This is a genomic window from Erythrobacter litoralis, assembly GCF_029760855.1.
Classification (GTDB): Bacteria; Pseudomonadota; Alphaproteobacteria; order Sphingomonadales; family Sphingomonadaceae; genus Qipengyuania; species Qipengyuania litoralis_A.
In genome coordinates, this window is sequence record NZ_SOSI01000002.1 from 398824 (window position 1) to 424072 (window position 25249).

The following is a 25249-nucleotide window of genomic DNA, read 5'->3' on the forward strand; positions in this document are numbered from 1 at the left end:
CGCGCGCAGCCTACTGTGTGAGACCCTCGATCTTCGAAATCAGCGGGACGGTATTCGCGAGTACCGCATCCTTCGGCGCCGTCAGCACCCAGCGTACACCTTCAGCCTTGTAGGCGATGTCGACCTTTCCCCCCGTCGCCATTTCGGGAAACCGCTTGATGACCGTCGTGCCGAAGCCCTGTCGGTCCGGAGCGGAGACGGGCGGCCCGCCCGTTTCCTTCCAGAGGACGGAGAGGCTCGGACGCTGGGGATCGTCGTCCAACTTCCATTCGATCGTAACTTCGCCGCCATCTTGGGATAGAGCGCCGTACTTGATCGCATTGGTGGCGAGCTCGTGCATGGCGAGGCCGATCGCCTCGGCCACGGACGGGCGAAGCACGAGTTCGTCAGGACCCTCGAAGGTCACCACATTGTCGAGGTTGCGGGTGGCCCGCGTCACGTGCTGGCGAATGATCGAACCGAGATCGGCCCCCTGCCAATCGTGATCGTTGAGGATGTCCTGATTGGCCGCGAGCGCTTCGATCCGCGCGGCGATCGATTGCGCAAGATCGCTCTCTGCTCCGGCGGAACGATTCACGATAGCCTGCACCATGGACAGCATGTTGCGCGCGCGGTGATTTACCTCACGCATGAGCAACAGAATACGTTCGGCATTTTCGCGCCTGTCGGTAATGTCGGTATTGGTGCCGCACCACAGGGCAACTTTGCCGTTCTCGTCCGTAACCGGCAAGGCGCGCGAGAGGAACCAGCGATAATCGCCATGCACGGAGCGGAGGGGAAACGTATCTTCCCACGGCTCACCCGCCGCGATCGCAGCCGTCCATCGCTCGGTAATGCCATCCAGAAGTTCCGGATCATGAAGGCTTTTCCACCCCCAGCCCTGCATTTCCTCCAGTGTCGTGCCGGTGAAATCGTACCACCGGCGATTGTACCAGAAGATCGAGCCTGTTCCGTCCGCCATCCAGGCAAGCTGAGGAATGTTATCCGCAAGCGCTTCGAATTGCATGCGGCTTTCGGCGAGTTCGCGGCGGAGCCGGTCCATCGGCATCTATCGGTATTCCCGTTCAACGGAATGATGGACATAGCCCATCGAGGCCACCGCGTCTAATCGGTTAGGTCCGCTGCCGCCAGTAGCGCATTCGTGCTGGCGTCGAATTTTTCGCCGCCCTGCTCGATCGCCTTCGCCATTTGCTTGCCGAGTTCGACGCCGAACTGGTCGAACGGATTGATGCCCATCAGCACGGCGCTGGCGAACACGCGGTGTTCGTGGAACGCGATCAGCGCGCCCAGCGTGCTCGCGTCGAGGTCGTCGCAAAGGATGGTCGCGCTCGGCCGGTCGCCGGGATAGTTGCGCGCCGGGTCTTCGCCCTTCTTGCCCGCCATCAGTGCGGCGCCTTGCGCGAAACAGTTCATCAGCAGGATTCGGTGATGCGCCGGGTCGAGATCGTCGCCCGGCGCGATGCTGGCTATGAAGTCGACGGGAATGAGGTGCGTGCCCTGGTGGAGCAGCTGGAACACGGCGTGCTGTGCATCGGTGCCCACCCCGCCCCAGGTGATCGGCGCAGTCGGCCCATCGACAGGCTGCATATCGGCGGTCACGCGCTTGCCGTTACTCTCCATTTCTAGCTGCTGAAGATAGTCGGGAAACAGGCCGAGCCGCTCGTCATAGGCGAACACCGCGCGGGTCTGGCAGCCACGCACGCGAGTGTAATAGAGATCGGCGAAGGCAGCGCGAAGGACGAGATTGTCCGCGCCGTCGGTATCGCGGAAATGCGCATCCACCGCAGCGGCACCAGCCAGCATGGCGCGAAAATCGTCCATGCCCACGGCCATCGCGATGGGAAAGCCGATGCTCGACCAGATGGAATAGCGCCCGCCGACGCTTTCCTGGAACGGCAGGATGCGCGTTTCGTCGACGCCCCATTCCACCGCCTTATCTGGCGCGGCAGTGAGCGCTACGACCCGCCCGCCCGGATCGGAGACGCCATTGTCGCGCAGCCATTTCAGCGCGCTTTCGGCATTGGTCATGGTCTCGATCGTGGTGAAGGTCTTGCTGGCAACCGCGATCAGTGTCGTCGCCGGATCGCAGGCGGCGAATGCCTGTTCGAGCGCAACCCCGTCGATGTTCGAGACCACGTGCACATCGCACAGTGAAAGATCGCGGCTCAACGCATCGACGCCCAATGCCGGGCCCAATGCGCTGCCGCCGATGCCGACATGGATGAGGTGCTTGATCTCGCCGAGCGCCCCGCCACGGATCGCCTCGACCAGCATGCCCATCCGGTCGATCAGCGCGGCGGCTTCCTCCACCTTCGCCGCATCGCCCACGCCGCGCAGGGTCGCATGATCGGCGGCGCGGCCTTCCGTCGGGTTGACGACCTCTCCCGCGAACAGCTTGGCGCGCATTCCGGCGAAGTCCATCGCTTCGGCGAGTTCCTCGAACACTGAGAGGACCGCGCGATCGAGATGGGTTTTCGACCAGTCGAACAGGATGCCGCCTGGCGCCATCGGATCGCCTGCCTCGTCTTCCCCGGCCAGTTCCAGCCTGCCGCTCAGCATCGCCACGCGGTCCGCCCCGCCCGGCTCGTCCTGCCCCTCGCCGCCGTCGCGTTCTGTGCTGAATAGTTCAAGCAGGGTCGGCTGCGGCAGGGCCTTGAGGCGGTCCCAGATATCAGCGGCGGCGGGGCTGGTCATGGCGCGCAAAAATCCTTTCGTGTTCGGCCTCGTGCGACTAGGCACATCCGCCATGTTTGAGAACCCCGCATGACCGATCAGGCGCTCGCAAATAACGCCCCGTCGAAGGACGATGAAGCCAAGGAAGAAGATTGGGGCGATTTCGCACGATTCCTGATCAAGCTCGTGCTGGCGGTGGTTATTTTCCGCAGCTTCATCTTCTCGCCCTTCACCATCCCGAGCGAGAGCATGCTGCCGGGCCTGCGCAATGGCGATTATCTGGTCGCGGCGAAATGGCCCTATGGCTATTCGCGCCTGTCGCTGCCTTTTGAACTGCCGCTGATCCCAGGGCGCATCTTCGCTTCCCTGCCCGAACGGGGCGACGTGGTCATCTTCAAGCATCCGGTCGACGGGACGGATTACGTGAAGCGCGTAATCGGCCTGCCCGGCGATACGGTCGCCATGCGCAGCGGTCAGGTGATCCTGAACGGCGAACCCCTCCCCAAGGAACCGGCCGCGCCGTTCCTACTCGCCATGAGCGCGAATACCGATTGCGAGCCGCGCGGCGGCACGGTGGTCGAAACGGCGGAGGGTCCGGCGTGCCGATATCGGCAATTCATCGAAACCCTGCCTTCGGGCAAAAGCTATCCGACGCTCGATTTTGGCGCCATGCAGCAGGACGACTTTGCACCACAGATCGTACCCGAAGGGCGGATGTTCGTGATGGGCGACAACCGCGACAATTCGATGGACAGCCGCTTTCCTTCCTATGCCGGCGGCGGCGTCGGCCTCGTCGATACCGACCTTCTCGTGGGGCGCGCCAGCATGGTGCTGTGGTCCACCGACGGCAGCGCAGAATGGCTGCTGCCGTGGACGTGGTTCACCGCCGCCCGCTGGGACCGGATCGGCAGCGCGATATGACCGCTCTCCTGCACGAAAGCCGTGAATGGCTGGAGCGGATCGGCTTTGAGGTGAAGGACGCCGCGCTTTGGCAGTCTGCGCTGACCCACGGCAGCACCGGCGAAAAACAGAATTACGAGCGGCTCGAATTCCTCGGTGATCGTGTGCTCGGCCTGTCCATCGCCGACTGGCTGTACGAACGCTCGAACGAGCCGGAAGGCAAGCTCGCCCAGCGCCTCAACGCCATCGTCAGCCGCGAGATGTGCGCCATCATTGCCCGCGATATCGGCCTCGGCGCGCATGTGCGCATCTCCAAGCAGGCCCGGTCGGACGGCGGGCAGGATAGCGACAACATCCTCGGCGACGTGATGGAAGCCCTCCTCGGCGCGCAGTTCCTTGAGAACGGCTTCGGCGCGGCGCGCGAGCTTGTGCATATCCTCTGGCGGCCCGCGCTGGAAAGCGGCGCAGGCGAAAGCAAGCATCCCAAGAGCGCACTGCAGGAATGGGCGGCGGGCAATCGCAGGAAACCGCCGGAATACGAGGTTATCGACCGTTCCGGCCCGGACCACGCGGCGCAGTTCACCGTGCGGGTGAAAGTCCACAAGGTCGGCGAAGCGGAAGCGGTCGCCTCGAGCAAGGGCGAAGCGGAAAAGGCGGCGGCGAAAGCCTTCATGGATCGCTTTGCGTGAGCGCGGTTCCTATGCCTCGGCAGGTCACCGGTCTTTCAAACCAGTCTCAAGGAAATCAGCCCTTCGACAAGCTCAGGGCGAACGGATAATCGATGTCAGATCACGATAGAACCAAATGCGGCGTCGTCGCCGTTATCGGCGCTCCCAATGCCGGCAAGTCCACGCTGGTGAACCAGCTCGTCGGCCAGAAGGTCGCGATCACCAGCGCCAAGGCCCAGACCACGCGTGCGCGGATGCTCGGCATCGCGCTGCATGGTGAGACGCAGATGATCCTCGTCGACACGCCCGGCATCTTTGCGCCCAAGCGGCGGCTGGACCGGGCGATGGTCAGCGCGGCGTGGGAAGGCGCGGAAAGCGCCGATGCCTTGCTGCTGCTGGTCGATCCGATCAAGCAGCGCCGCCACGAACTCGAACCGCTGGTCGAGGCGCTCGCGAACCGGCCCGAGCGCAAGATCCTCGTCCTCAACAAGGTCGATCGGGCGAAGAAGGAGCCACTGCTCGCCCTCGCGCAGGAACTGGGCGACAAGATCGACTTCGCCGAGGTGTTCTTCGTTTCCGCCCTCACCGGCGACGGCGTACCGGAAATGAAGCAGGCGCTGGCCGACACCATGCCCGAAGGCCCGTGGATGTATCCCGAAGACCAGGTCTCCGATGCGAGCGAACGCCTGCTCGCCTGCGAAATCACGCGCGAACAGCTCTACAAGCAGCTGCACGAGGAACTGCCTTACGACAGCGCGGTGCGGCCCGAAAAATACATCGAACGCCCCGACGGCAGCGTGGAAATCCACCAGCAGATCGTGGTCGCGCGCGACAACCAGCGCGCCATCGTGCTCGGCAAGGGCGGCAGCCGGATCAAGGAAATCGGCAGCGCGGCTCGCGCGGAACTTGGCGACATGCTCGGCCGCAAGGTCCATCTCTTCCTGCACGTCAAGACCGACGAGCGATGGGTCGACGACAAGGAAATGTTCGAGGAAATGGGACTGGACTGGGTGCGGTAATCAGCCGGCCTGTCGGCGCACTGTCAAAAACCGCGTCAGTCCGCACGCCGCCGCCAGCACACATAAGATCATGGCCGCCGCCATCGGTGCGGGGCCGGTGCCGAGGTTTGCCGCCAAGAGTACGCCGATCATCGCCGCGCCCAAGGTCTGGCCGAGCAGGCGCGAGGTCGAGAGCATTCCGCCGGCCGCCGCCGCTCGCGCCTTGGGGGCACGCCCGATAATCAAACGCGAATTAGGGGCGAAGAACAGGCCGAAGCCCGCCGCCATGATTGCCAGTCGCCACGCGATCGCCTGCCAGCCCGGATCGTTGCCCATCGTCATCAGCAAGGCCAGCCCGAGGATCGCCAGCGCCATGCCGGTCAGGCCGAGCTTGGTCGCCGCGATGCGGTCGGACAGCCAGCCTGCGAAAGGCGCGACGAACAGGAGGGTGAGCGGGAACGGCAGCAGGAGTAGGCCGACTTCCGCCGCGCTGTAACCGAAGCTTTGCTGGAACAGGAACGGCAGGGAAATCATGATCCCGCCACTCGCCATGAAGGCTGCGACGGCGGCCAGCGCCGAAAGGCCAAGCACCGGTGTCGCCAGCAGATCGACCGGCAGCACCGGGTTCTCGCGCGCACGCTCGCGCCGGATCAGCAGCAGGAGCGAGACGACGCCGATTGCCGCTGCCACGGCCCCCGGCCACCACTCAGCCCCGTGCGTCGCCCATTGGAGGCCGCCGATCAACAGTAAGAGGGTCAGCGCGCTCCATACGCCGCTCAGCGTCTCGCGCTTTCGGTCGAGCAGCTTCACCGGATCGGGCAGGCTTCGCCCGACCAGCAGCGACAGCAAGGCCATCGGCGCGCCGGCTATGAAGACCCAGCGCCAGTCGACATGCTCGACTACAAAGCCCCCCAGCGTCGGCGCGATGGCTGCCGAGCTCGCGACCACGACCGAATTGATGCCCATCCCGCTGCCGAGACTGCGTGCCGGGTAAGTCGCACGCAGCATTGCCGCCGAAACGCTAAGCGCCATACCTGCGCCCAGCGCCTGCCCTGCGCGCACGGCCAGCAGCATCAGAAAGTCGTTCGCAAAGAAAGTCAGCGCAGAGGCGACGAGGAAGATCGCCTGCCCCGCCTGGTACAGCGTGCGGTGCCCGATCCGGTCCCCCATGCTGGAAAACGGCAGCAGGACCATGACCAGTACCAATTGGTAGACCGTGACGACGTTGGTCACATCGGCATTCGACACGCCAAGATCGCGCGCAATGGTCGGCAAGGCGACGTTTGCGACATTACCGTCCAGCACGAAGAGCGCGGTGCCGAAACTGATCGCGACGATAGCCCAGATGCGGCGCGGCATGGGCAGCCCGTCTTCCTCCTCCGTTCGCTCGATTGGAGGAGATGAAGGTGCGGTATCGGCGGGCATCACGCTTTAACGGCGCTCGGCCCGCATCGGTCCCGAAGTGTCAGCGCTTCTTCTGGATCCCGATCTTGTTCTTCTTGGCGAAATCCTTGGTCGATTCTTCGCTCCGCCCAATCGCTTTCGCAATTTCCTTCAGGCCTTTGCCCTTGCCGGCGAGTGTGCGCAATTGCCCCGCTTCGTCGGCTTTCCAGGGTTGCTTGTGCCGTTCGAAAAACTCCTTCGCCATCAGGCATCCCCCTTCTTCGTTGCAGCTTTCTTCGCCGGCGCCTTCTTCGCCGCCGGTTTCTTGGCGGCGGCCTTTTTCTTCGCGGGCGCCTTCTTCTTGGCCGGCGCCTTTTTCTTCTTTTTCGCCGGACCCTTGGCCGCGCGGGCATCGATCAGTTCGATGGCCTGCGCTTCCGTCACATCCTCCGGTTTCATGTCCTTCGGGATGGTCGCATTGGTCGTGCCGTCGGTGACATAGGGGCCATAGCGGCCGGGCATCACCTTCATTTCGGCGCCACTGGTCGGATGCTCGCCCAGCGTCTTGATCGGCTCGGCCTTCTGCCGCCCGCCGCCCTTGCGATTGGCTGCTTCTGCGAGGAGCGAGACGGCGGCATTCATGCCGGTTTCGAACACATCGCGCGTGGTTTGCAGCTTGGCATACTTGCCATCGTGGCGGAGGTATGGGCCGTAACGCCCTATCGCGGCTTCAATTTCCTTTCCGGTCTCCGGATGCGCGCCCACAATACGCGGCAGGCTCAGGAGCTTCAGCGCCCATTCGAGATCGAAATCGTCGAGATCCTTGGGAATGCTCGCACGCTTCGCCTCCTTGCCTTCGCCGAGCTGGACATAGGGGCCGAACCGCCCCGTCTTGCGTTCGACCGGCAGGCCGGTGTCGGGATCCTCGCCAAGAATCGCATCTTCCGCCCCGTCGTCGCCCTCGCTACCTGGCTTGGCGAACTGGCGGGTGAAAGTGCATTCGGGATAATTGGCACAGGCGACGAACGCGCCGTAACGTCCGCCGCGCAGCGCCAGCCGGCCCCCTTCGCGCCCTTCCTTGTCGCACAGCGGGCACCAACGCGGCTCGTGCCCGTCGGCGCGTTCGGGGAAGAGGTAGTCGGACAGGAATTCATCCAGCACCTCGGTCACTTCCGAGGGCTTCTTGTCCATCACCTCTTCGGTCTTGGGCTTGAAGTCACGCCAGAACGCTTCGAGCAGTTTCTTCCACTCCTCGCGCCCGTCGGACACGGTATCGAGCTCGTCCTCCATCCCGGCGGTGAATTCATACGCCACATACCGGTCGAAGAACCGTTCGAGAAACGCCGTGAGCAATCGACCCGATTCCTCTGCGAAGAAACGGTTTTTCTCCATCCGAACATAGGCGCGATCACGGAGGGTCTGGATCGTGCTCGCATAGGTGGAGGGGCGGCCGATGCCGAGTTCCTCGAGCCGTTTGACGAGGCTCGCTTCGGAAAAGCGCGGGGGCGGCTGGGTAAAATGCTGGTTGGCTTCCACCGCTTTCTTCGCCGGGGCATCGCCCTTGCTCATATTGGGGAGCAAGCCGTCCTCGTCGTCGTCCTTGTCGTCGAACCCTTCCTGATAAACGGCGAAGAAGCCGGGGAACTTCACCACTTGCCCCGTCGCACGCAATTCGTGCTTGCCGGTCCCGTCACGCAGGGTGACGGTGGTGCGTTCGAGCTGGGCGGCGGCCATCTGGCTCGCCATCGCGCGCTTGAAGATCAGGTCGTACAGCTTCGCCTCGTCGCCCGAACCGGCGCGGTCGCGCCCGAAATCGGTCGGCCGGATTGCCTCGTGCGCTTCCTGCGCATTCTTCGCCTTGGTCGAATAATGGCGCGGCTTGTCAGGCAGATAATAGGCATCGTACCGGTCGGCGATGGCCTTGCGGCAGGCGGTAATCGCGCTGCCGTCCATCTGCACGCCGTCGGTCCGCATGTAGGTTATCGCGCCCGCTTCATAGAGCGATTGGGCAAGCCGCATCGTGTGGCTGGCGGAATAGCCGAGCTTGCGCGCCGCCTCCTGCTGCAGGGTCGAGGTGGTGAACGGCGGCGCAGGATTGCGCTTCAACGGCTTGGTCTCGATCTCCTCGATCGTGAAGTTCGCCTGCTCGACCGCCTGCTTCGCTGCCTTCGCGCTGCCCTCGTCGCCGAGAGTAAGCTTTTCGAGCTTCTTGCCGTCATACTTCACCAGCCGCGCATCGAACGGCGTGCCGTCCTGTTCGAGCTTGGCGATGACCGACCAGTATTCGTCCGCCCGGAAGGCCTCGATCTCGCGCTCGCGATCGACGATCAGGCGCAGAGCGACCGATTGCACCCGGCCCGCGCTCTTCGCACCCGGAAGGCGGCGCCACAATACCGGCGACAGGGTGAAGCCGTAGAGATAATCGAGCGCACGGCGGGCGAGATAGGCGTCGATCAGCGGCTGATCCAGCTCGCGCGGGCGCTTCATGGCGTCGGTCACGGCCTGCTTGGTGATCGCGTTGAACGTGACCCGGTCGACCGATTTGGGCAGCGCCTTGCGCTTCGCCAGCAGTTCGCGCACGTGCCAGGAAATCGCTTCGCCCTCGCGGTCGGGGTCGGTGGCGAGGACCAGCCGGTCCGCGCCCTTCGCCGCGTCGCTGATTTCCTTGAAGCGCTTCTGCTTGTCGCGATAAAGCTCCCAGTCCATCGCGAAGTCTTCGTCCGGGCGGACGCTGCCGTCTTTCGGCGGCAGGTCGCGGACATGGCCGTAGGAGGCGAGGACCTTGAAGTCCTTGCCGAGATACTTCTCGATGGTTTTCGCCTTGGCCGGCGATTCTACGATGACCAGTTGCATGGGTGTGAAATGCGTCCCTTACGTGTGCATGTGCGTATACGCGCGAAAATGGGGGCGGCTCCGCAGGGGCGTCAAGCAGGTTGTTCGCCGCCTGTTTTTTGCAATTGCGAACAAAGTTACTAGATCGGGACCTCGTGTGGCGCCCGATCGCCGCGACAATCATCCTTCGACGACAGAAAGGTTCTCGCCATGAGAAAGGCTCTCGCCGCCGCAACCGCCCTCGCCCTGACCCTGCCCGCCACCGCCGCGTTGGCTCAGGAAGAAATGCCCACCATTATCGTGACTGCGCCGAAAAGCCTCTCCGAAAAGGACGCCGAGCGCTGGGAACGGTACAACAAGGATGCCGCCAAGCTCGAAGAACGGCTCGCGAAATATTACGAGGAACGGCGCGACGACATTTCGGACGTGAAGGAAGCGCGCGACAAGTTCGAGGATGCGAAGGACAAGCTCGAGGACGAGGAAAAGGACATGCGCCGCACCGCCAAGGATATCGAGAAGGCGGAAAAGAAGCTGCGCGATATCCAGAAGAAGCGAGACCGCCTGCGCGAAGGTTGAGGCCTATCGCAGGCTGACCCTGCCGGCGGCGTGCCGTTCCAGCGTGCCGGCGATCTCCAGCTCCATCAAGGCAAGCTGCACGGCCGCCGCGCCCTGACCGGATTGGCGGACCAGTTCGTCCACCGCGACAGGAGCGGTTGTCAGCAGGGCCGCGATATCGGCGGGTTCGGCTTCCCCCAGTTCTTCGGGCGCGTAGTCGAAGGCCGCCGCCGGTTCGCGAAAGGTTGAGCGTGGGCTGCCGTCGAACCCGGTCAGCAGTTCGGCGACGTCTTCCGGCGTCTGGACCAGCACCGCCCCTTCGCGGATCAGGTGGTTGCAGCCGTGGCTGCGCGCTTCGAGCGGGCTGCCGGGGATCGCCATGACCTCGCGCCCCGCCTCGCCCGCCAGACGCGCGGTGATGAGGCTACCGGATTTGACCGCCGCCTCCACAACCAGAGTTCCCGCCGCAAGCCCTGCGATAATGCGGTTGCGGCTGGGAAAGTGGCTGGCCCGCGGTTCGGTACCGGGTGGCTGTTCTGCGAGGAGCAAACCTTCTTTCGCAATTCGCTCCTGCAAAGCCTCGTGCTGCGGAGGGTAGGCGATGTCGATCCCGCTGGCGATCACTCCGATGGTTCGCGGCCCGTTCGAAGAATTGAGCGCGCCTTCATGCGCAGTTCCGTCGATGCCGCGCGCGAGGCCGGAAACCACGGTAAACCCCGCCTCCGCCAGTCCGCTGCCGAAGTCGCGCGCCAACCGGACCGCCGCCGCGCTGGCATTGCGCGCGCCGACCAGCGCCACGCAGGGTTTGGCGGCAAGCGCGATATCGCCGCGATAGATCAGGATCGGCGGCGCGCCGTCGATCTCGCCGAGCAGCGCGGGATAGTCCGGCTGGTCGTGAAACAGATAGCGCGCACCGGCCTTGCGGACGGCGTCCACCTCCCGTTCGATCCGGTCGGCGGGGGCGATGCGATAGGGCTTGCCGCCGCGACCGGTAAGGTCGGGCAAGGCGTCGAGCGCACCCTGTGCGGTTCCGAAGCGAGCGAGCAATACCGTGTAGCTGACCGGTCCGATATTCGGCGAGCGCAGCAAGCGAATGCGTGCGAACGCCTCGCCTTGCGTCAGTTCCGCCGCCGCCGGAAGGCTCATTTCTTGGTGCCGACCCGGGGTTCGGTTCCGGCCATCAGCCGCGCGATATTGGTACGGTGGAGGAAGACGATCAGCAAGGCAACGAGCACGAGCACCTTGCCGAAGGTCGGCCAGTCGAACACCCATGCCGCAATCGCCGCCGCGATCACCGCACCCATGCCCGCAACCGAGCTGATCCGCGTAATCGCGAGGAGGCTGATCCAGACCACCGCATAAACCACGCCCAGCTGCCAGGCGAGGCCGAAGCATACGCCCGCATTGGTCGCCACGCCCTTGCCACCCTTGAAGCCGAGCCAGATCGGAAAGCAGTGTCCGATCACCGCGAACAGCGCCGTCCAACCCATGTCGAACGCGAACAGTTCGCGCGCGATAAGAACAGGCACCAGCCCCTTAGCCAGATCGAGCAGCAGAGTACCCGCCGCCAGCCCTTTCGAGCCTGTACGCAGCACATTGGTCGCCCCGATATTGCCGCTGCCCTGTTTGCGCACATCGCCCTTTCCGGCGAGGCGCGTGAGGATCAGGCCGAACGGGATCGAGCCGAACGCATAGCCGAGCAGCGCGGCCCAGAGGGTGGTGATCGTGATTGCCCCGAATTCCATAACCTCGCCTCTAACCGTTCGCCCCGAGCTTGTCGAAGGGCCGCCGTTTCTTTTAGAGCCGGAATGGATAAGAAAAACAGTCCTTCGACAGTCTCAGGACGAACGGATAAAAACTTGCACGCATCTTCCCCCATCCTGCTGTTCGATTCCGGCGTCGGCGGCCTGACCGTCCTCGGCGAACTCCGCACTCTTTTGCCGGAAGCGCCGGTGATCTACGCCGCCGATATGGCCGGCCTGCCCTATGGCGCGAAGAGCGAGGCGGAGATTGCCGCGCGGGTCTGCGGACTGCTCGGGCGGATGGCCGAACGCTATCATCCCCGCCTGATCTGCATCGCCTGCAACACAGCCAGCACCATCGCACTGGCCATGGTGCGTGACGTGCTGGAACTGCCGATCGTCGGCACGGTGCCTGCCATCAAGCCCGCCGCCGCTTTGACCGAAACGGGCGTATTCGGCCTGCTCGGCACCGAGGCGACCATGCGCCAGCCCTATGTCGACGAGCTTCAAAAGGAATTCGCGGTGGGCAAGCGCCTGCTGCGGCACGGGGCGAACGGACTGGTGGAGTTGGCCGAGGCGAAGCTGCGCGGCGAGACCGTCACCGCGGACGATGTGGCACAGGAGGTGAAAGGTCTCTTCCTCCAGCATCACGGCAACGAGATCGATACCGTCGTCCTCGCCTGCACGCATTTCCCGCTGCTCGAACCCGAACTGCGCGAAGCCTTCGGCCCGGACATTTCTTTCGTCCACGGTTCGAAAGGCATTGCGCAGCGGATCGCGACATTGACCAAGGGTCAGACATTCAACCGCGACGCGCCGGATTTCGCCGTTACCACCGGACCGCTCGACGATTTCGAGCGCCTGAAGGCGGCCTTCGATCTCTACGCGATCAGCGATCTGCGCGTCTTCTGATACTTGCGAACCGCTCGCAAAGATCGCGGTGGCGAAATTAACGAACAGCGCCTATGTGCGCTATGGAAATTGCCGCCCCCGGGGCGACGCAGACTAGCGGTGCAAGCGTGAATTACGACCAGATCTTCGACGAGGCGATCGACCGCCTGCATTCCGAAGGACGCTACCGGGTCTTTATCGACATCATGCGCAACAAGGGCGCGTTCCCCAATGCGCGCTGTTTCCACGGGCATAACGGGCCGAAGCCGATCACCGTGTGGTGCTCCAACGATTACCTCGCCATGGGCCAGCATCCCAAGGTGGTCGCCGCGATGGAAGAGGCGCTGCACGATGTCGGCGCGGGTTCGGGCGGTACGCGCAATATCGGCGGCAACACGCACCTCCATGTCGAGCTCGAGCGCGAACTGGCCGATCTGCACGGCAAGGACGGCGCGCTGCTGTTCACCAGCGGCTACGTCTCGAACGATGCGACGCTGTCCACCCTCGCGAAGCTGCTGCCCGGCTGCATCATCTTTTCCGACGAATTGAACCACGCCAGTATGATCGCCGGCATCCGCAATTCCGGCTGCGAGAAGCGGGTCTTCCGCCATAACGATCTCGAGCACCTCGAAGAACTGCTTGCCGCGGAAAATGAGGCGACGCCCAAGCTGATCGCCTTCGAAAGCGTCTATTCGATGGATGGCGACGTCGCCCCCATCCATGCGATCTGCGATCTTGCCGAGAAGTACAACGCGCTGACTTATGTCGACGAGGTGCACGCGGTCGGCATGTACGGAGCGCGCGGCGGCGGCATCACCGAACGCGATGAGGCGGCGCACCGCATCGACATCATCGAGGGCACGCTGGGAAAGGCATTCGGTGTGATGGGCGGCTATATCGCGGCCGATACCCGCGTGATCGACTGCATCCGCTCCTATGCGCCCGGCTTCATCTTCACCACCTCGCTCAGCCCTGTGCTGGTTGCCGGTGTGCTGGCGGCCGTAAAGCATCTCAAACAGTCGAGCGAGGAGCGCGACGCGCAGCAGGCCGCTGCCGCTTCGCTGAAGGACAAGATGGCAAAAGCGGGCCTTCCGGTCATGCCATCGACCACGCATATCGTCCCGCTGATGGTAGGCGATCCGGTCCGCGCCAAGAAGATCAGCGACATCCTGCTCGCCGAATACGGCGTGTACGTGCAGCCGATCAACTTCCCCACCGTGCCCCGCGGCACCGAACGCCTCCGCTTCACTCCCGGCCCCGCCCACAGCGAAGCGATGATGGACGACCTGGTAAGCGCGCTGGTCGAAGTATGGGACCGGCTGGAACTGGAGCTCGCCCGCGCGGCTTGAGCGTCGGCCCCGACCACCCTCAGATAAGCCGGCGTATTTTCGGCACATAACTCGGTCAACGGCGTTATAGGCGCTTCACCGGAAATGATTGCCAAACTTCGCTCCTTCGTCGGCGCCAACTTGCCACTGCTCGCGATTGGAGCCTTGGTGATCTGCGCGCTCGCGGCGCTGGCCCTATTCGGTCGCGGATCGAATGACGCTCCTTCTCGCGCGCAAACTAACATGGCCGCCGAAGATAGCGCGGCCACTGCCCCCGCCCCCGAAGCTGCCGAAGACCTCGACGAACTGCCCGCCACCGCTAAGAGCGAGGCGGTTGCGTGGTCGCAGCTCGATCCGTCCTCTGCACAGGCAAAGAACGGCGCCATCCCGATCGCGTCCGACAAGCTCGGTGCGGCGAAGCCGTTCGTCTTTCGCGGGTCGGCGACGGACCGGGCGCGGGCGGAGGACTGCCTTTCGCTCGTCGCCATCGCCGAAGCGGGTGGCGGCGCGGCGGACCAGCGCGCCGTGATGCAGGTCGTTCTCAACCGCGTACGCCACCCCGCCTTCGCCAACACCGTTTGCGGCGTCGTCTTCGAAGGCTCGCAGCGCAGCACCGGATGCCAGTTCACCTTCACCTGCGACGGGTCGCTCACGCGCTCCTACCCCGCCTATCTGATGAACCCCGCCCGCGCCCGTGCGAAGGAAGCGCTCGGCGGCTATGTGGACAAGACGGTGGGCAATGCGACGCATTACCATGCGGACTATGTGTATCCGTGGTGGAGCCCGCGGCTGGACAAAGTCGCGAAGGTCGGACCGCATCTCTTTTTGAAATGGCGCGGCTATTGGGGGACGCCGCAGGCGCTTTCCGCGCGCTATGGCGGGAACGAGCCCGATCCTGCGGCGCTGCGCCGCCTTGCCGCCGCCGTCGAGCGTCCCTCGATGGACGAGGCCTTGCTTACCGAAGAGGGAGAGGCGGTGAAGACCGTCGCCTCGGTCGACGAGGACGCACAGGCGGGGAACGGACCGAACTCGCCCGCCCCCGGCATCCATTTCGTCCTCGTGTCCCAAGCTGATAATCCTGCCGAACTCGTCGTGCGGGCGCGGCGGCTGTGCCCGGGCGATCGCTATTGCCAGGTGATGGGCTGGAGCGAACGCAGCGCCATTCCCGACAAGCTGCCGCTGTCAGATGCGGCGCGCGCCGCCCTGCGCTTCAGTTTCCTCCCCGCCTCCGACGGCAGCAAGGAAGCGGTGTTCTTCGATTGCAGCCTGTGGGACGAGCCCGCGTCCGGCCGGTGCCTGCCCAAAGCGCGGACTTGACCCCGGCCCGCGTTGCGGCAACCTGCTGCGATGACCGAACCCGACCAACAATCCTATGACGCGGTTGTGACCGGCCGCCGCTCGATCCGCGGTTTCCTCGATAAGCCTGTGCCCCGCGACCTGATCGAGGAGGTGCTGGAGCTCGCCATGCGGGCGCCCTCCTCCTTCAACAACCAGTGCTGGCACTTCACCGTCGTCACCGGCGATCCGCTCGATGCGATCCGCAAGGGCAATACCGAAGGCATCCTTGCCGGCAAACCCGACAGCCGCGAGTTCCGGCGACATGATGGGCAGCACCCGGCTCACCGCGAACGGCAGGTCGCCGTCGCCAAGCAATTGTTCGGCGCGATGGGGATCGAGCGCGACGACAAGGACGGGCGGCAGGACTGGGTGCTGCGCGGCTTTCGCCAGTTCGACGCGCCGGTCAGTATCGTCGTCACCTACGACCGCGCCCTGCTCGGCAGCGACATCGCGCCGTTCGACTGCGGTGCGGTGACGAATGCCGTGGTCAATGCCGCATGGTCGCGCGGTCTCGGCTGCGTCATCAACTCGCAAGGCATCATGCAAAGCCCGGTGGTGCGCGAACACGCGGAGATACCCGACGATCAGGTCATCATGATCTGCATCGCGCTCGGCTGGCCGGACGATGACTTTCCGGCCAACGCCGTGGTAAGCGAACGCAAGGGCGTAGACGAGGCGGCGCGGTTCGTGGGGTTTGGGTAAGCTGTTCTCGAGTAGGCGAAATCAAAGGCAAAATCGAAATGTCTCGTATCGTAAGAAAGTAGATATGCGCCGGGGAAGTCTCTTCTCGCTCGTGACGATGTTCATCCTGTCCGGTTGCGTCAGTTACGCCGCGGAGGAGCTTACGCCCTCTTCCGCACCGCCGGTCTATTCTGCCGAAGGTGCCGATCTGGACCTGCAAGTCGATCAGCAGATCCATCGCCGAGTCATTCCGCTGCCGCTCGAAGACGAGCGTACCGACGTCAATCTGGGCTCGGGCCGCGAACCCATCCCCGTTTGCGTCATGCAGGACGAGCGGGAAACCTGCATCACGCTGGAACCGGATGTGCCACAGGACATGGTACTACGGTTCGCGGATGGCGAAAAAACTCTTCGTTTTTCCTATCTGGGTCCGCAGGCGCAGTTTTCGCAAGCATATCAAGCGGCCCATCGCGGGAGGATAGATATAGAAGTACCCCGCGCTTACGAGCTCGTGAACGTCGGCCTGTCTCTCACGCCGTATGCTGCCGAAAATCTGGGTCTGACAGCTTCGTCTCCCTATCTAGACGATGTTCGCTCCTACTTCGCCGATCACGCCGATGCTGCATTCGTGCAGCGGCTCGACGATCTCATGCGCGAAGATGCGTCCAGCTATCATACTCTCAAGATGAACGGGGCCGCGTTCGAACTGGCGGACGATAACACCTTAACGCGTAGCGAAATTTATCGAAGCTCCGCTTGGACTGGAAACGATCTGTTGCCTTTGATGGAGGATATGCAGGCGTTCGCGCGATTTTCGGACTTTTCGAAATTCTATGCCGAGCACACCCAACTCTACGCATCTCAGATCGCCTATCTTCGGGACGAGGTTGATGTCCCCGGGATGATTTTATGGCTGGGCGCCGAATTTCCGGATGTCGCGCCGTACGATCATACGCGCATACTGTTCTCGCCCCTGGTCGGTTACAATCAATCGTTGAAGACATTCGACGAAGACGGCTTTCGGCAATCGATGCCCCACGTGAATTTCCCCTATCCCGAAGAGATTGACGCCCAGCTTTCTCGCGATGCGCTCGCTGTATACCGCGGCCTGATCCTCTTTACCGAGCTCAATCACGGATACATCAACCCGACGATCGAACCTTATTCGAGCCAAATCGAAGCCGCGATGCCGGACCTCTCGCTATGGGTGGGGAATGAGACCGCTGCCGGATATGGTAACGGGACCGGAATCTTTACGGAAATGACGAACTGGGCGCTGGTCTCCGTTCACGCATACGATGTGCTGCCGGAAGCCGAAGCCGATCAAATAGCGGAACGTGTCGAGCGGATAATGGTTCGAAATCGTGGCTTCACGCGCTTCGATAAGTTTCAGGCGCGTATGCTCGCGCTCTTCCGGTCCCAACCCGCGAACGAGCCGATCGCCGATATATTCCCGGAACTGGTTGCGAGCCTGCCTGATATGCTTTCGGAATAGAGGCTAGTTGCGCAAACCGCCCCTACCGTAAGCTCACCACATTATCCGCCTCGGGACGCTGGCGGCTGCCGTCGTAGAGGCTGGCCATCGGTTCGTCCTCCACCACGATACGCTGCGCGGCACCGAAACCGTTGAAGTCGGTCTTCATCGCCGCGCCGTAGGCACCCAGCATGCCGATCTCGATATAGTCGCCCGCCTGAATATCCGACGGCAGGGCGAACGGGCCGGGCATGTAATCGGCATCGTCGCAGGTCGGGCCGTAGAAGGCGAAATCCGCTTCAGGTTTGATGAGATCGTCTTCCAGCGCGCGGACGGGAAATTTCCAGTCCACATGCGCGGCATCGAACAGCGCACCGTATGCGCCATCGTTGATGTAGAGTTCTTCACCGCGGCGCTTTTCCACGCGCACGACGAGCGAGGAATATTCGGCGCAGAGCGCGCGGCCGGGCTCGCACCACAGTTCCGCGTTGTAGGCGATCGGCAAGGCGTAGAAGTGCTGGTGGATGATCTTGAAGTAATCTTCGAGCGGGGGCGGCTCCATGCCGGGATAAACGCTTGGAAAACCGCCGCCGACATCGATCATGTCGATCACGACCGACGCCTCGGCAATGGCCGCGCGCGTGCGGTCCAGTGCCTGCACATAAGCGAACGGGCTCATCGCCTGGCTGCCAACATGGAAGCACACGCCGAGCCAGTCCGCATATTGCCGGGTTTCCTGCAGCAGCGCAGGCGCTTCGGTCAGATCGCAGCCGAACTTGCTGGCGAGACTGAGTTCCGAATATTCGCTGGAAACGCGCAGGCGCACGCACAGGCGCAGATCGGTCGCCGCTTCGCCGTCTGCATTGCGCGTCGCGTCGACGATCTTCGCCAGTTCCTCGCTCGAATCGAGGCTGAAGGTCTTCACCCCGTGCTCGAAATAGGCCTCGCGGATCGCCCCGGGCGATTTTACCGGATGCATGAAGCACAGCACGGCGTCCGGCAGCAGGCCCCGCACCAGCCGCACCTCGGCGATCGACGCGACATCATAATGCGTGACGCCGTTCGCCCACAGGATTTCGATAAGGTCAGGGGAAGGATTGGCCTTCACCGCATAGAGCGACTTGCCCGGAAACCGCTCGACGAAGAACCGTGCGGCCCGCGCCGCGGCATGCGGGCGGTTGAGGATTACCGGATCGTCGGGCGCGATGGTGCGCGCTACGGCCTTGGCGTCAGGAAAATGCTGCAATTCAAGGGACCCCCTAAACGGCTCTTTCGAACCATGAAACGACAAGCTGCCTTGCGGTTAGGAAGGGTCCTTGGGGCAGCGGGAGCGGCGCGTATAAAGCGTCAGTCATGAAACGCAAGTGAATAGCCGCGTTCCGCCGTGCAAGGTTGCGCGGGGCGGCGCGAGGCAGCGCCGCGACGGACCGGGCCTCAGCTCAACCGGTCGCGGAATGCCTCGTATCCGAACTCGCGCACCAGATCGAGCTGGTCGGTTTCGCTGTCCCATAGGTAGATCGAGGGCAGCGGTACACCGTTGAACGTATTGGTCTTCACCATCGAATAATGCGCCTGGTCGAGAAAGGCGAAGCGTTTCCCGATCTCCGCCCCACCCTCGATCCGGTAATCGCCGATTACGTCTCCGGCGAGGCAGGAAGAGCCACCGATGCGTACTTCAGGCGTCGCGTCGTCATGCGCCTCGCCAAGCATGGCGGGGCGATAGGGCGCCTCGATCACGTCGGGCATGTGGCAGGTGGCCGAAACGTCGGACACCGCAACCGGCAGGCCGTTCCAGCCGGTATCGAGAATCGTGCCGATTAGGATGCCCGCGTCGAGCGCCACCGCCTCGCCGGGTTCGAGATAGATGTCTGCGCCCGTATCGTCCTTCGCATCGCGCAGGAAATCGATCAGTTCCTCGCGCTGGTAATCGGCGCGGGTGATGTGGTGGCCCCCGCCCATATTGATCCATTTTAGCTGGCCGAACCAAGGCTCGATCGCATCGAACACCGCATCCCACGTGCGGTGGAGCGGCTCGAAATCCTGCTCGCACAGATTATGAAAATGGATGCCCTCGACGCCTTCCATATGCTCTTCGGTCAGCTGGTCGAGCGGAAAGCCGAGGCGGCTGCCGGGGCTAGACGGATCGTAGCGCGGCACCTCGCCCGTGGGCACTTGCGGGTTGATGCGCAGACCGACGTCGAAATCCCCGCCGGTCGCCTTCGCCTGCTCCATGATCAGCGCGGCGCGCTGCATCTGGCCGGACGAATTGAAGATCACATGGTCCGACAGGCGGCAGACCTCGTCCAGTTCCTCCGGTTTGTAAGCCGCGCAATAGGTGCTGATCTCGCCGTCGTAGAATTCGGAGGCGAGGCGCGCTTCCCACAGCCCACTGGTGCATACCCCGTCGAGATATTCGCCGAGAATCGGTGCGACGGAAAACATGCTGAACGCCTTGAGGGCGGACAGCATCTTGATCCCCGCCTCGTCGCGCACTTCGGCGAGGATTTTGCAGTTCGCCCGCAGCTTCGCGGCGTCGACGACGAAGGCAGGACTATCGACGCGGTTAAGGTCGAAATGGCGGAAGGCGCCCGGATCGCCGGCTCTGGTTTCCATTGCGGCCGCCTTAGAAGTCCACCGGCCCGTCTAGCTCCTTCACCTGCCATGGCAGGCCGTGTTCGTTGAGCATGTCCATGAAGGGATCGGGGTCCATCTCTTCCATGTTGAAGACGCCCTCGCCGGCCCACTGGTTTTGCACGACCATCGCGCTGCCGATCATTGCGGGGACGCCGGTGGTGTAGCTGACGGCCTGGTTGCCGGTTTCCTCGTAGGCGGCCTCGTGGCTGCAGATGTTGTTGATGTAGAACGTCTTCTCGCCGCTGCCGTCCAGCGCTTCGCCGGTCGCGATGACGCCGATATTGGTGTTGCCCTTGGTCGTCTCGCCCAAGCTTTCCGGCTTGGGCAGTACAGCGGCGAGGAATTGCAGGGGGATGATGTCCTTGCCCTGATACTTGATGGGATCGATCCGCGTCATGCCGACATTCTGCAGCACGGTCAGATGCTTGATGTATTCGTCGCCGAAGGTCATCCAGAAGCGCGCCCGCTCCAGTTCGGGATTGAATTTGGCGAGGCTTTCCAGTTCCTCGTGATACATCATGTAGGCGTTCTTCTCGCCCACGCCTTCGAAGTCGAAGGTGATCTTCTTGCCCATCGCCGGGGTCTCGACGAACTCGCCGTTCTCCCAATGGCGCGCCGGCGCGGTGACTTCGCGGATGTTGATTTCTGGGTTGAAATTGGTCGCGAAGGCCTGCCCGTGATCGCCACCATTGCAGTCGAGGATGTCGAGCTGTCGGATGGTCTTCAGCTTGTGCTTCTTCAGCCACATGGTGAAAACGGATGTGACGCCTGGGTCAAAGCCGGACCCTAGCAACGCCATCAGTCCCGCGTCCTTGAAGCGGTCGTGATAGGCCCACTGCCACTTGTACTCGAATTTCGCCTCGTCCTTCGGTTCGTAATTGGCTGTGTCGAGATAGTTCACGCCCGCTTCGAGGCAGGCGTCCATGATCGGCAGATCCTGATAGGGGAGCGCCAGATTGACAACGAGGCTGGGCTGCACCTTGCGGATGAGATTGACCATCGCAGGCACTTCTTCAGCATCGATCTCGTAAGTCGCGACGTCGACGCCGGTGCGATCCTTCACGCTCCTGGCGATGGCATCGCATTTCGATTTGGTCCGGCTCGCCAGATGGATGTCGGAGAAAATCTCCCTGTTCATCGCCATCTTGTGCACGCACACCGAACTGACGCCGCCCGCGCCGATGACCAGAACTGTCGACATGATGATCCTCTTTCAAACTTGCGGAAGCCATGCGGACGCGCAGGCTTCGGGAATGGTTCGTTCACATAGGGAAATGCGCTAGGGCTGCAACATGATCCCCGACGATATGCCCCTCCCCGCCCGCGAAGGCGTGTACGCCGCGTTCCAGAGCTTGCAGGAGATCGGCCTTCCGATGACGCCGCTCCTGCCGGTCGAGATCCCCTCCTCGTCTGGTACGGTCCGCTGTCACGTGAAGGCGGAAAGCCTGCAGCCCATCGGGGCGTTCAAGATCAGGGGCGGCTGGTGGCGGCTGTCCAACCTGTCGGATGCGGAAAAGGAACGCGGCGTAATCGCAGTATCGAGCGGCAACCATGCACAGGGTGTCGCCTGGGCGGCGCGGCGATTGGGCATTCCCGCGGTGATCGTGATGCCGCGTAATGCGCCCAAGGTGAAGCTCGAGGCGACCAAGGCGCTAGGTGCGGAGATCGTGCTGTACGACCGGCCCGGCGAGGACCGCGATAAGGTGGCCGCCCGCGAGGTCGAGCAACGCGGAGCAACGCTGGTCCATGCGTTCGGCGACCCGTGGGTGATCGAGGGTCAGGGCAGCGCGGGCGTGGAGATTGCGGAACAGCTCGGCCGCCAGCCGTCCCGCATCGTCACGTGCTGCGGGGGCGGAGGATTGGCGGCGGGGCTGGGGCTCGCCTGTCCGGACAGCGCCCTCGTCATCGTCGAACCCGATGGGTGGGACATGGTCGGGCAGGCGCTCGCGAAAGGCGACATCGTCCGCGTCGGCGACGATCCGCCTTCGACGATCTGCGACGCCTTGCAGCCCGATGCGACGAAACCCATCAACCTGCTCGCTTTGTTGGGGCGGGCGGAGCCGGGCGTCACGGTGAGCGATGAGGAGGTGCGCACCGCCCAGCGCTTCGCCTTCGCCAAACTGCATCTGGTCCTCGAACCTGGCGGCGCGGCGGCCTTGGCGGCGGCGCTGGCGGGTAAGGTGCCGCTGGACGAGGATACCGTCATCATGCTGACCGGCGGCAATACCGATGCGGACAGTTTCGCAGCGACGATCGCCGGGGTTTGACATTCGGCCCGCCCCGCCGCAGGTCTTCGACCGAACCGAGGGGATAGGACGATGATGGCACAGATGTTGGCACCCGCCGCGGTACTGATCGCATGGTCGCTCGTGATGCTGGTCTGGATGGCGGCGACCCGCCTTCCCGCCATGAAGCGCGCAGGTGGCGGGCTCGGCAAAGCCAAGCCGGGCGGCCGCGGGCAGGACCTCGAAGGCGTGCTCGACGACCGGATCAACTGGAAGGCTCACAATTACGCGCACCTGATGGAGCAGCCGACGCTGTTCTACGCGGTGTCGGTCATCCTGGCGTTGCTCGGGCCGACCGCAGGCACGATCGCGGCGGCGTGGATCTACGTCGGTCTGCGCATCGTGCATTCGATCTGGCAGGCGACCGTCAACCTCGTGCCGGTCCGCTTCCTGCTGTTTCTCCTTTCGACCGCCGCGCTGGTCTATCTCGCCGTTCGCGCGCTCGCCCTTACCCTGTTCGCCGATCCCGGAGTCTACGCATGATCGCGATCCAGTCCTCCATCTTCCAGCCGGTCGTGGTGCTGATGATCTGGACCATGATCATGTGGGCTTGGATGTACGCCACCCGCATTCCGGCGATGACGCGCCTCAAGGTCAATCCGGACAAGGTCGTGCGCGATCCGGAGGGATCGTTCGACAAGGAACTGCCGGTGGAGGTGCAGTGGAAGGCGCACAACTACAATCACCTGCATGAACAGCCGACCGTGTTCTACGCCGTCGCCCTGCTGCTCGCGATGATCGGCCAGGGCGAAGGCATGAATGCGCTACTGGCTTGGATGTATGCCGGTCTGCGGATCATCCACTCGCTCGTGCAGGTGACGGCCAATCGCGTGATGGTGCGCTTCGTCCTGTTCGCAATATCGAGCGTGGTGCTGATCGCGCTGATCTTCCATGCGGCTTTGGCAGTGTTCGGTTAAACCAACGCGCGTGGGAAGCGGCGTTACTCCGCCGCTTCCGCCTCGTGCGCATGACCGTCGAGGTCGATCTCCAACCCGGCAAGGAAACGTTCCGCATCGAGCGCGGCCATGCAGCCCGTACCCGCCGCCGTCACGGCCTGCCGATAGGTATGATCCATCACGTCGCCCGCTGCGAACACGCCGGGAATGGCGGTCTTGGGCGTGCCCGGCTCGACGGCGAGGTAGCCGCTGGCGTCCATCTCCAGTTTGCCCTCGAACAGCTCGGTCGACGGCGCATGGCCGATTGCGACGAAGGCTCCGTCACACGCAAAGGTGCTGTCCTGCCCGGTTTCGGTATCGCGCAGGGCGAGCTGCGCCAGCGCGCCGTTCTCGCCCGCTTCGAACCGCTCCACCGTCTTGTTCCACAGCACCTTGATCTTCGGGCTCTTGAACAGACGATCCTGCAGAATGCGTTCGGCGCGCAACTCGTCGCGCCGGTGGATCAGGGTCACGTCGTCGGAATGGTTGGTGAGGTATAGCGCCTCTTCGACCGCGGTATTGCCGCCGCCGATCACCGCGACCTTCTTGCCGCGATAGAAGAACCCGTCGCATGTCGCGCAGGCTGAAACGCCCTTGCCGCCCAGTTCCTGCTCGCCCGGCACGCCGAGCCATTTGGCCTGCGCCCCGGTGGCGATCACCAGCACGTCGCCGATATATTCATCGCCGCTATCGCCCACGGCACGGAACGGCGACCCGTTCGCAAGGTCGACCTCCACGATCGTGTCCCACATCATGCGGGTGCCGACATGCTCGGCCTGCGACTTCATCTCATCCATCAGCCACGGGCCCTGCACCACATCGCGAAAACCGGGATAGTTCTCGACGTCGGTGGTGATGGTGAGCTGGCCACCGGGCTGCAGGCCCTGCACCACGATCGGCTCCATCATCGCGCGCGCGCCATAGATGGCGGCGGAATAGCCGGCTGGGCCGGAACCGATGATGAGCATCTTGGTGCGATGGGTAGCCATATGCGAAGTCTCGTATGCGGATAATGGTAAGGCGAGCGCGATATATGGGGACGATAGCCGCCGCTGTCACGCCACGAAGCGATCGCGCAGCCGCTCGCGCATGGCGTCGTCCACACCTAAGTGCCCGTCGATGAAGGCATCGAGCGAGCCGTATTCGGTTTCGACTTCGGACCACCACGTTTCGAGATATTCCTCGCGGACGCCGAGCAGCGCCATCACCGCTTCGTCATCGAGCTTGCGCCCCAGCCGCGCTTCGATCCCCGGCACCGATTGTTCACGCAGCACGGCAAGGGTCGGCGCATCGTTTGTGCGCAGGAACTCCGCCATTTGATCTTCGCGGCTGACGCCGAGCACGTGCAGCAGCAGCATGGCCGCAACGCCGGTGCGGTCCTTGCCGGCGAAGCAATGGACGAGGCTCGCCCCCTCCCGCTCGTCGAGCACGCGGAAATAGCGGGCGAACATCTCGATCATCGCAGGATTGCTCGGCATTCGCGTGTAGACCGCATTCATTCGCTGCCGCGCGTAATCGGCGGTGGTCACGGTTTCGTCGATATCCATGTGCGGCGGACTGGACGAGGTCTCGCCTTCATAGAAAATTACCTCGCCATCGAATCCTTCCACCCGGCGGCAGGGATTGCGCTCCCGTTCGCTCGCACCGCGAAGATCGATGATCGTGCGGATGTCGAGCGCGGCGATTGCCTCAAGATCCTCGTCGGTCGCGGCGACATGCTGGCCCGAACGCCAAAGCAAACCGCGCTTCACCTCGCCCCCGTCGGCGGTTTTCCACCCCCCGTAATCGCGGAAATTGTGGATACCGACGGTCGAGAGGAAAGGTTCGCGAATCATCTTGCCGGAGGTGGCAGCCGCACGGCGGGGGTGCAATGCGGCAAGTCAGTAATTTTCCGAAGCGCACCGGTAACCCGTAGCGCAGAACTCGTTTGCT

General features: G+C 63.4%; 24 protein-coding genes. 12 read left to right on the plus strand and 12 right to left on the minus strand.

All coding sequences use genetic code 11. From position 1 onward, the window contains the following. Positions 1-10 precede the first annotated feature (10 nt). Positions 11-1042, minus strand: coding sequence for an HWE histidine kinase domain-containing protein (locus tag E3U23_RS04850; RefSeq protein ID WP_279350071.1), 1032 nt, complete (start codon positions 1040-1042; stop codon positions 11-13). A gap of 62 nt (positions 1043-1104) precedes the next feature. Next, complete coding sequence (pgi, locus tag E3U23_RS04855) at positions 1105-2694, minus strand: glucose-6-phosphate isomerase (protein ID WP_279350072.1); 1590 nt, start codon at positions 2692-2694, stop codon at positions 1105-1107. Between the two features lie 69 nt (positions 2695-2763). Here pgi and lepB point away from each other — a divergent pair, with 69 nt between their 5' ends. From lepB to era, 3 genes are all read left to right on the plus strand, one after another. After that, positions 2764-3594, plus strand: coding sequence for a signal peptidase I (gene lepB / locus E3U23_RS04860; RefSeq protein WP_279350073.1), 831 nt, complete (start codon positions 2764-2766; stop codon positions 3592-3594). Then, a complete protein-coding gene (gene rnc / locus E3U23_RS04865; RefSeq protein ID WP_279350074.1) occupies positions 3591-4262 on the plus strand; it encodes a ribonuclease III in 672 nt (223 codons plus the stop codon). The genes lepB and rnc overlap by 4 nt, the downstream gene beginning before the upstream one ends. Positions 4263-4354: 92 nt before the next feature. Next, entirely contained in the window at positions 4355-5260 is a 906-nt protein-coding gene (gene era / locus E3U23_RS04870; protein WP_279350075.1) for a GTPase Era, read from the plus strand. On the opposite strand, the gene E3U23_RS04875 is transcribed toward era, so the two are convergent. From E3U23_RS04875 to topA, 3 genes are read right to left on the minus strand one after another with little or no spacing between them, the layout of a single operon-like run. Then, complete coding sequence (locus E3U23_RS04875; RefSeq protein WP_279350076.1) at positions 5261-6664, minus strand: MFS transporter; 1404 nt, start codon at positions 6662-6664, stop codon at positions 5261-5263. Between the two features lie 40 nt (positions 6665-6704). Then, positions 6705-6887, minus strand: coding sequence for a hypothetical protein (locus E3U23_RS04880; protein ID WP_279350077.1), 183 nt, complete (start codon positions 6885-6887; stop codon positions 6705-6707). Next, positions 6887-9475 carry a type I DNA topoisomerase gene (topA, locus tag E3U23_RS04885; protein WP_279350078.1) on the minus strand — a complete coding sequence of 863 codons (2589 nt, stop codon included), beginning with the start codon at positions 9473-9475 and terminating at the stop codon, positions 6887-6889. The genes E3U23_RS04880 and topA overlap by 1 nt, the downstream gene beginning before the upstream one ends. A gap of 189 nt (positions 9476-9664) precedes the next feature. Here topA and E3U23_RS04890 point away from each other — a divergent pair, with 189 nt between their 5' ends. Continuing rightward, positions 9665-10030 carry a hypothetical protein gene (locus E3U23_RS04890; protein ID WP_279350079.1) on the plus strand — a complete coding sequence of 122 codons (366 nt, stop codon included), beginning with the start codon at positions 9665-9667 and terminating at the stop codon, positions 10028-10030. Between the two features lie 3 nt (positions 10031-10033). Here the strand turns inward: E3U23_RS04890 and dprA are convergent, their stop codons facing one another. Together dprA and plsY are read right to left on the minus strand one after the other, a co-directional pair. Next, entirely contained in the window at positions 10034-11155 is a 1122-nt protein-coding gene (dprA, locus tag E3U23_RS04895) for a DNA-processing protein DprA (protein WP_279350080.1), read from the minus strand. After that, positions 11152-11754 carry a glycerol-3-phosphate 1-O-acyltransferase PlsY gene (plsY, locus tag E3U23_RS04900; RefSeq protein ID WP_279350081.1) on the minus strand — a complete coding sequence of 201 codons (603 nt, stop codon included), beginning with the start codon at positions 11752-11754 and terminating at the stop codon, positions 11152-11154. The genes dprA and plsY overlap by 4 nt, the downstream gene beginning before the upstream one ends. A gap of 114 nt (positions 11755-11868) precedes the next feature. Between plsY and murI the strand changes: the two genes are divergently transcribed. The 5 genes from murI to E3U23_RS04925 all read left to right on the plus strand — a co-directional run bounded on the left by murI (position 11869) and on the right by E3U23_RS04925 (position 17484). Next, on the plus strand, positions 11869-12663 hold the full coding sequence (gene murI, locus E3U23_RS04905; RefSeq protein WP_279350082.1) for a glutamate racemase: 795 nt from the start codon (positions 11869-11871) through the stop codon (positions 12661-12663). A gap of 107 nt (positions 12664-12770) precedes the next feature. Next, a complete protein-coding gene (gene hemA / locus E3U23_RS04910) occupies positions 12771-13991 on the plus strand; it encodes a 5-aminolevulinate synthase (RefSeq protein WP_279350255.1) in 1221 nt (406 codons plus the stop codon). An 84-nt stretch (positions 13992-14075) separates the two neighbouring features. Further along, entirely contained in the window at positions 14076-15287 is a 1212-nt protein-coding gene (locus E3U23_RS04915; protein ID WP_279350083.1) for a cell wall hydrolase, read from the plus strand. Positions 15288-15317: 30 nt separating this feature from the next. Beyond that, on the plus strand, positions 15318-16010 hold the full coding sequence (locus tag E3U23_RS04920; protein WP_279350084.1) for a nitroreductase: 693 nt from the start codon (positions 15318-15320) through the stop codon (positions 16008-16010). Positions 16011-16074: 64 nt separating this feature from the next. Next, a complete protein-coding gene (locus E3U23_RS04925; protein ID WP_279350085.1) occupies positions 16075-17484 on the plus strand; it encodes a DUF4932 domain-containing protein in 1410 nt (469 codons plus the stop codon). Between the two features lie 22 nt (positions 17485-17506). Here E3U23_RS04925 and E3U23_RS04930 read toward each other — a convergent pair whose 3' ends face one another. From E3U23_RS04930 to E3U23_RS04940, 3 genes are all read right to left on the minus strand, one after another. Next, entirely contained in the window at positions 17507-18709 is a 1203-nt protein-coding gene (locus E3U23_RS04930; protein ID WP_279350086.1) for a type III PLP-dependent enzyme, read from the minus strand. 188 nt (positions 18710-18897) lie between these two features. Then, complete coding sequence (locus E3U23_RS04935) at positions 18898-20076, minus strand: carboxynorspermidine decarboxylase (protein WP_279350087.1); 1179 nt, start codon at positions 20074-20076, stop codon at positions 18898-18900. A 10-nt stretch (positions 20077-20086) separates the two neighbouring features. Then, positions 20087-21298, minus strand: coding sequence for a saccharopine dehydrogenase family protein (locus E3U23_RS04940; RefSeq protein WP_279350088.1), 1212 nt, complete (start codon positions 21296-21298; stop codon positions 20087-20089). A 91-nt stretch (positions 21299-21389) separates the two neighbouring features. On the opposite strand from E3U23_RS04940, the gene E3U23_RS04945 reads away from it, so the two are divergent. The 3 genes from E3U23_RS04945 to E3U23_RS04955 are packed head-to-tail and all read left to right on the plus strand — an operon-like array spanning position 21390 to position 23299. Next, entirely contained in the window at positions 21390-22364 is a 975-nt protein-coding gene (locus tag E3U23_RS04945) for a threonine ammonia-lyase (protein ID WP_279350089.1), read from the plus strand. A 51-nt stretch (positions 22365-22415) separates the two neighbouring features. After that, positions 22416-22865, plus strand: coding sequence for an MAPEG family protein (locus E3U23_RS04950; RefSeq protein WP_279350090.1), 450 nt, complete (start codon positions 22416-22418; stop codon positions 22863-22865). Beyond that, positions 22862-23299: an MAPEG family protein gene (locus E3U23_RS04955; RefSeq protein WP_279350091.1), complete on the plus strand. Its 438-nt coding sequence runs from the start codon at positions 22862-22864 to the stop codon at positions 23297-23299. The genes E3U23_RS04950 and E3U23_RS04955 overlap by 4 nt, the downstream gene beginning before the upstream one ends. 23 nt (positions 23300-23322) lie before the next feature. On the opposite strand, the gene trxB is transcribed toward E3U23_RS04955, so the two are convergent. Further along, entirely contained in the window at positions 23323-24306 is a 984-nt protein-coding gene (gene trxB / locus E3U23_RS04960) for a thioredoxin-disulfide reductase (protein ID WP_279350092.1), read from the minus strand. Between the two features lie 66 nt (positions 24307-24372). Beyond that, positions 24373-25152, minus strand: a complete 780-nt coding sequence (locus E3U23_RS04965; protein ID WP_279350093.1) for a tyrosine-protein phosphatase — start codon at positions 25150-25152, stop codon at positions 24373-24375. Between the last annotated feature and the right edge of the window lie 97 nt (positions 25153-25249).

Bases quoted from the DNA above. Each gene is read 5' to 3' on its own strand.
- E3U23_RS04850 (WP_279350071.1), bottom strand. From the start codon at position 1,042: ATGGACCGGCTCCGCCGCGAACTCGCCGAAAGCCGCATGCAATTCGAA.
- pgi (WP_279350072.1), bottom strand. From the start codon at position 2,694: ATGACCAGCCCCGCCGCCGCTGATATCTGGGACCGCCTCAAGGCCCTG.
- lepB (WP_279350073.1), top strand. From the start codon at position 2,764: ATGACCGATCAGGCGCTCGCAAATAACGCCCCGTCGAAGGACGATGAA.
- rnc (WP_279350074.1), top strand. From the start codon at position 3,591: ATGACCGCTCTCCTGCACGAAAGCCGTGAATGGCTGGAGCGGATCGGC.
- era (WP_279350075.1), top strand. From the start codon at position 4,355: ATGTCAGATCACGATAGAACCAAATGCGGCGTCGTCGCCGTTATCGGC.
- E3U23_RS04875 (WP_279350076.1), bottom strand. From the start codon at position 6,664: ATGCCCGCCGATACCGCACCTTCATCTCCTCCAATCGAGCGAACGGAG.
- E3U23_RS04880 (WP_279350077.1), bottom strand. From the start codon at position 6,887: ATGGCGAAGGAGTTTTTCGAACGGCACAAGCAACCCTGGAAAGCCGAC.
- topA (WP_279350078.1), bottom strand. From the start codon at position 9,475: ATGCAACTGGTCATCGTAGAATCGCCGGCCAAGGCGAAAACCATCGAG.
- E3U23_RS04890 (WP_279350079.1), top strand. From the start codon at position 9,665: ATGAGAAAGGCTCTCGCCGCCGCAACCGCCCTCGCCCTGACCCTGCCC.
- dprA (WP_279350080.1), bottom strand. From the start codon at position 11,155: ATGAGCCTTCCGGCGGCGGCGGAACTGACGCAAGGCGAGGCGTTCGCA.
- plsY (WP_279350081.1), bottom strand. From the start codon at position 11,754: ATGGAATTCGGGGCAATCACGATCACCACCCTCTGGGCCGCGCTGCTC.
- E3U23_RS04915 (WP_279350083.1), top strand. From the start codon at position 14,076: ATGATTGCCAAACTTCGCTCCTTCGTCGGCGCCAACTTGCCACTGCTC.
- E3U23_RS04920 (WP_279350084.1), top strand. From the start codon at position 15,318: ATGACCGAACCCGACCAACAATCCTATGACGCGGTTGTGACCGGCCGC.
- E3U23_RS04925 (WP_279350085.1), top strand. From the start codon at position 16,075: ATGCGCCGGGGAAGTCTCTTCTCGCTCGTGACGATGTTCATCCTGTCC.
- E3U23_RS04935 (WP_279350087.1), bottom strand. From the start codon at position 20,076: ATGGAAACCAGAGCCGGCGATCCGGGCGCCTTCCGCCATTTCGACCTT.
- E3U23_RS04940 (WP_279350088.1), bottom strand. From the start codon at position 21,298: ATGTCGACAGTTCTGGTCATCGGCGCGGGCGGCGTCAGTTCGGTGTGC.
- E3U23_RS04945 (WP_279350089.1), top strand. From the start codon at position 21,390: ATGATCCCCGACGATATGCCCCTCCCCGCCCGCGAAGGCGTGTACGCC.
- E3U23_RS04950 (WP_279350090.1), top strand. From the start codon at position 22,416: ATGATGGCACAGATGTTGGCACCCGCCGCGGTACTGATCGCATGGTCG.
- E3U23_RS04955 (WP_279350091.1), top strand. From the start codon at position 22,862: ATGATCGCGATCCAGTCCTCCATCTTCCAGCCGGTCGTGGTGCTGATG.
- trxB (WP_279350092.1), bottom strand. From the start codon at position 24,306: ATGGCTACCCATCGCACCAAGATGCTCATCATCGGTTCCGGCCCAGCC.
- E3U23_RS04965 (WP_279350093.1), bottom strand. From the start codon at position 25,152: ATGATTCGCGAACCTTTCCTCTCGACCGTCGGTATCCACAATTTCCGC.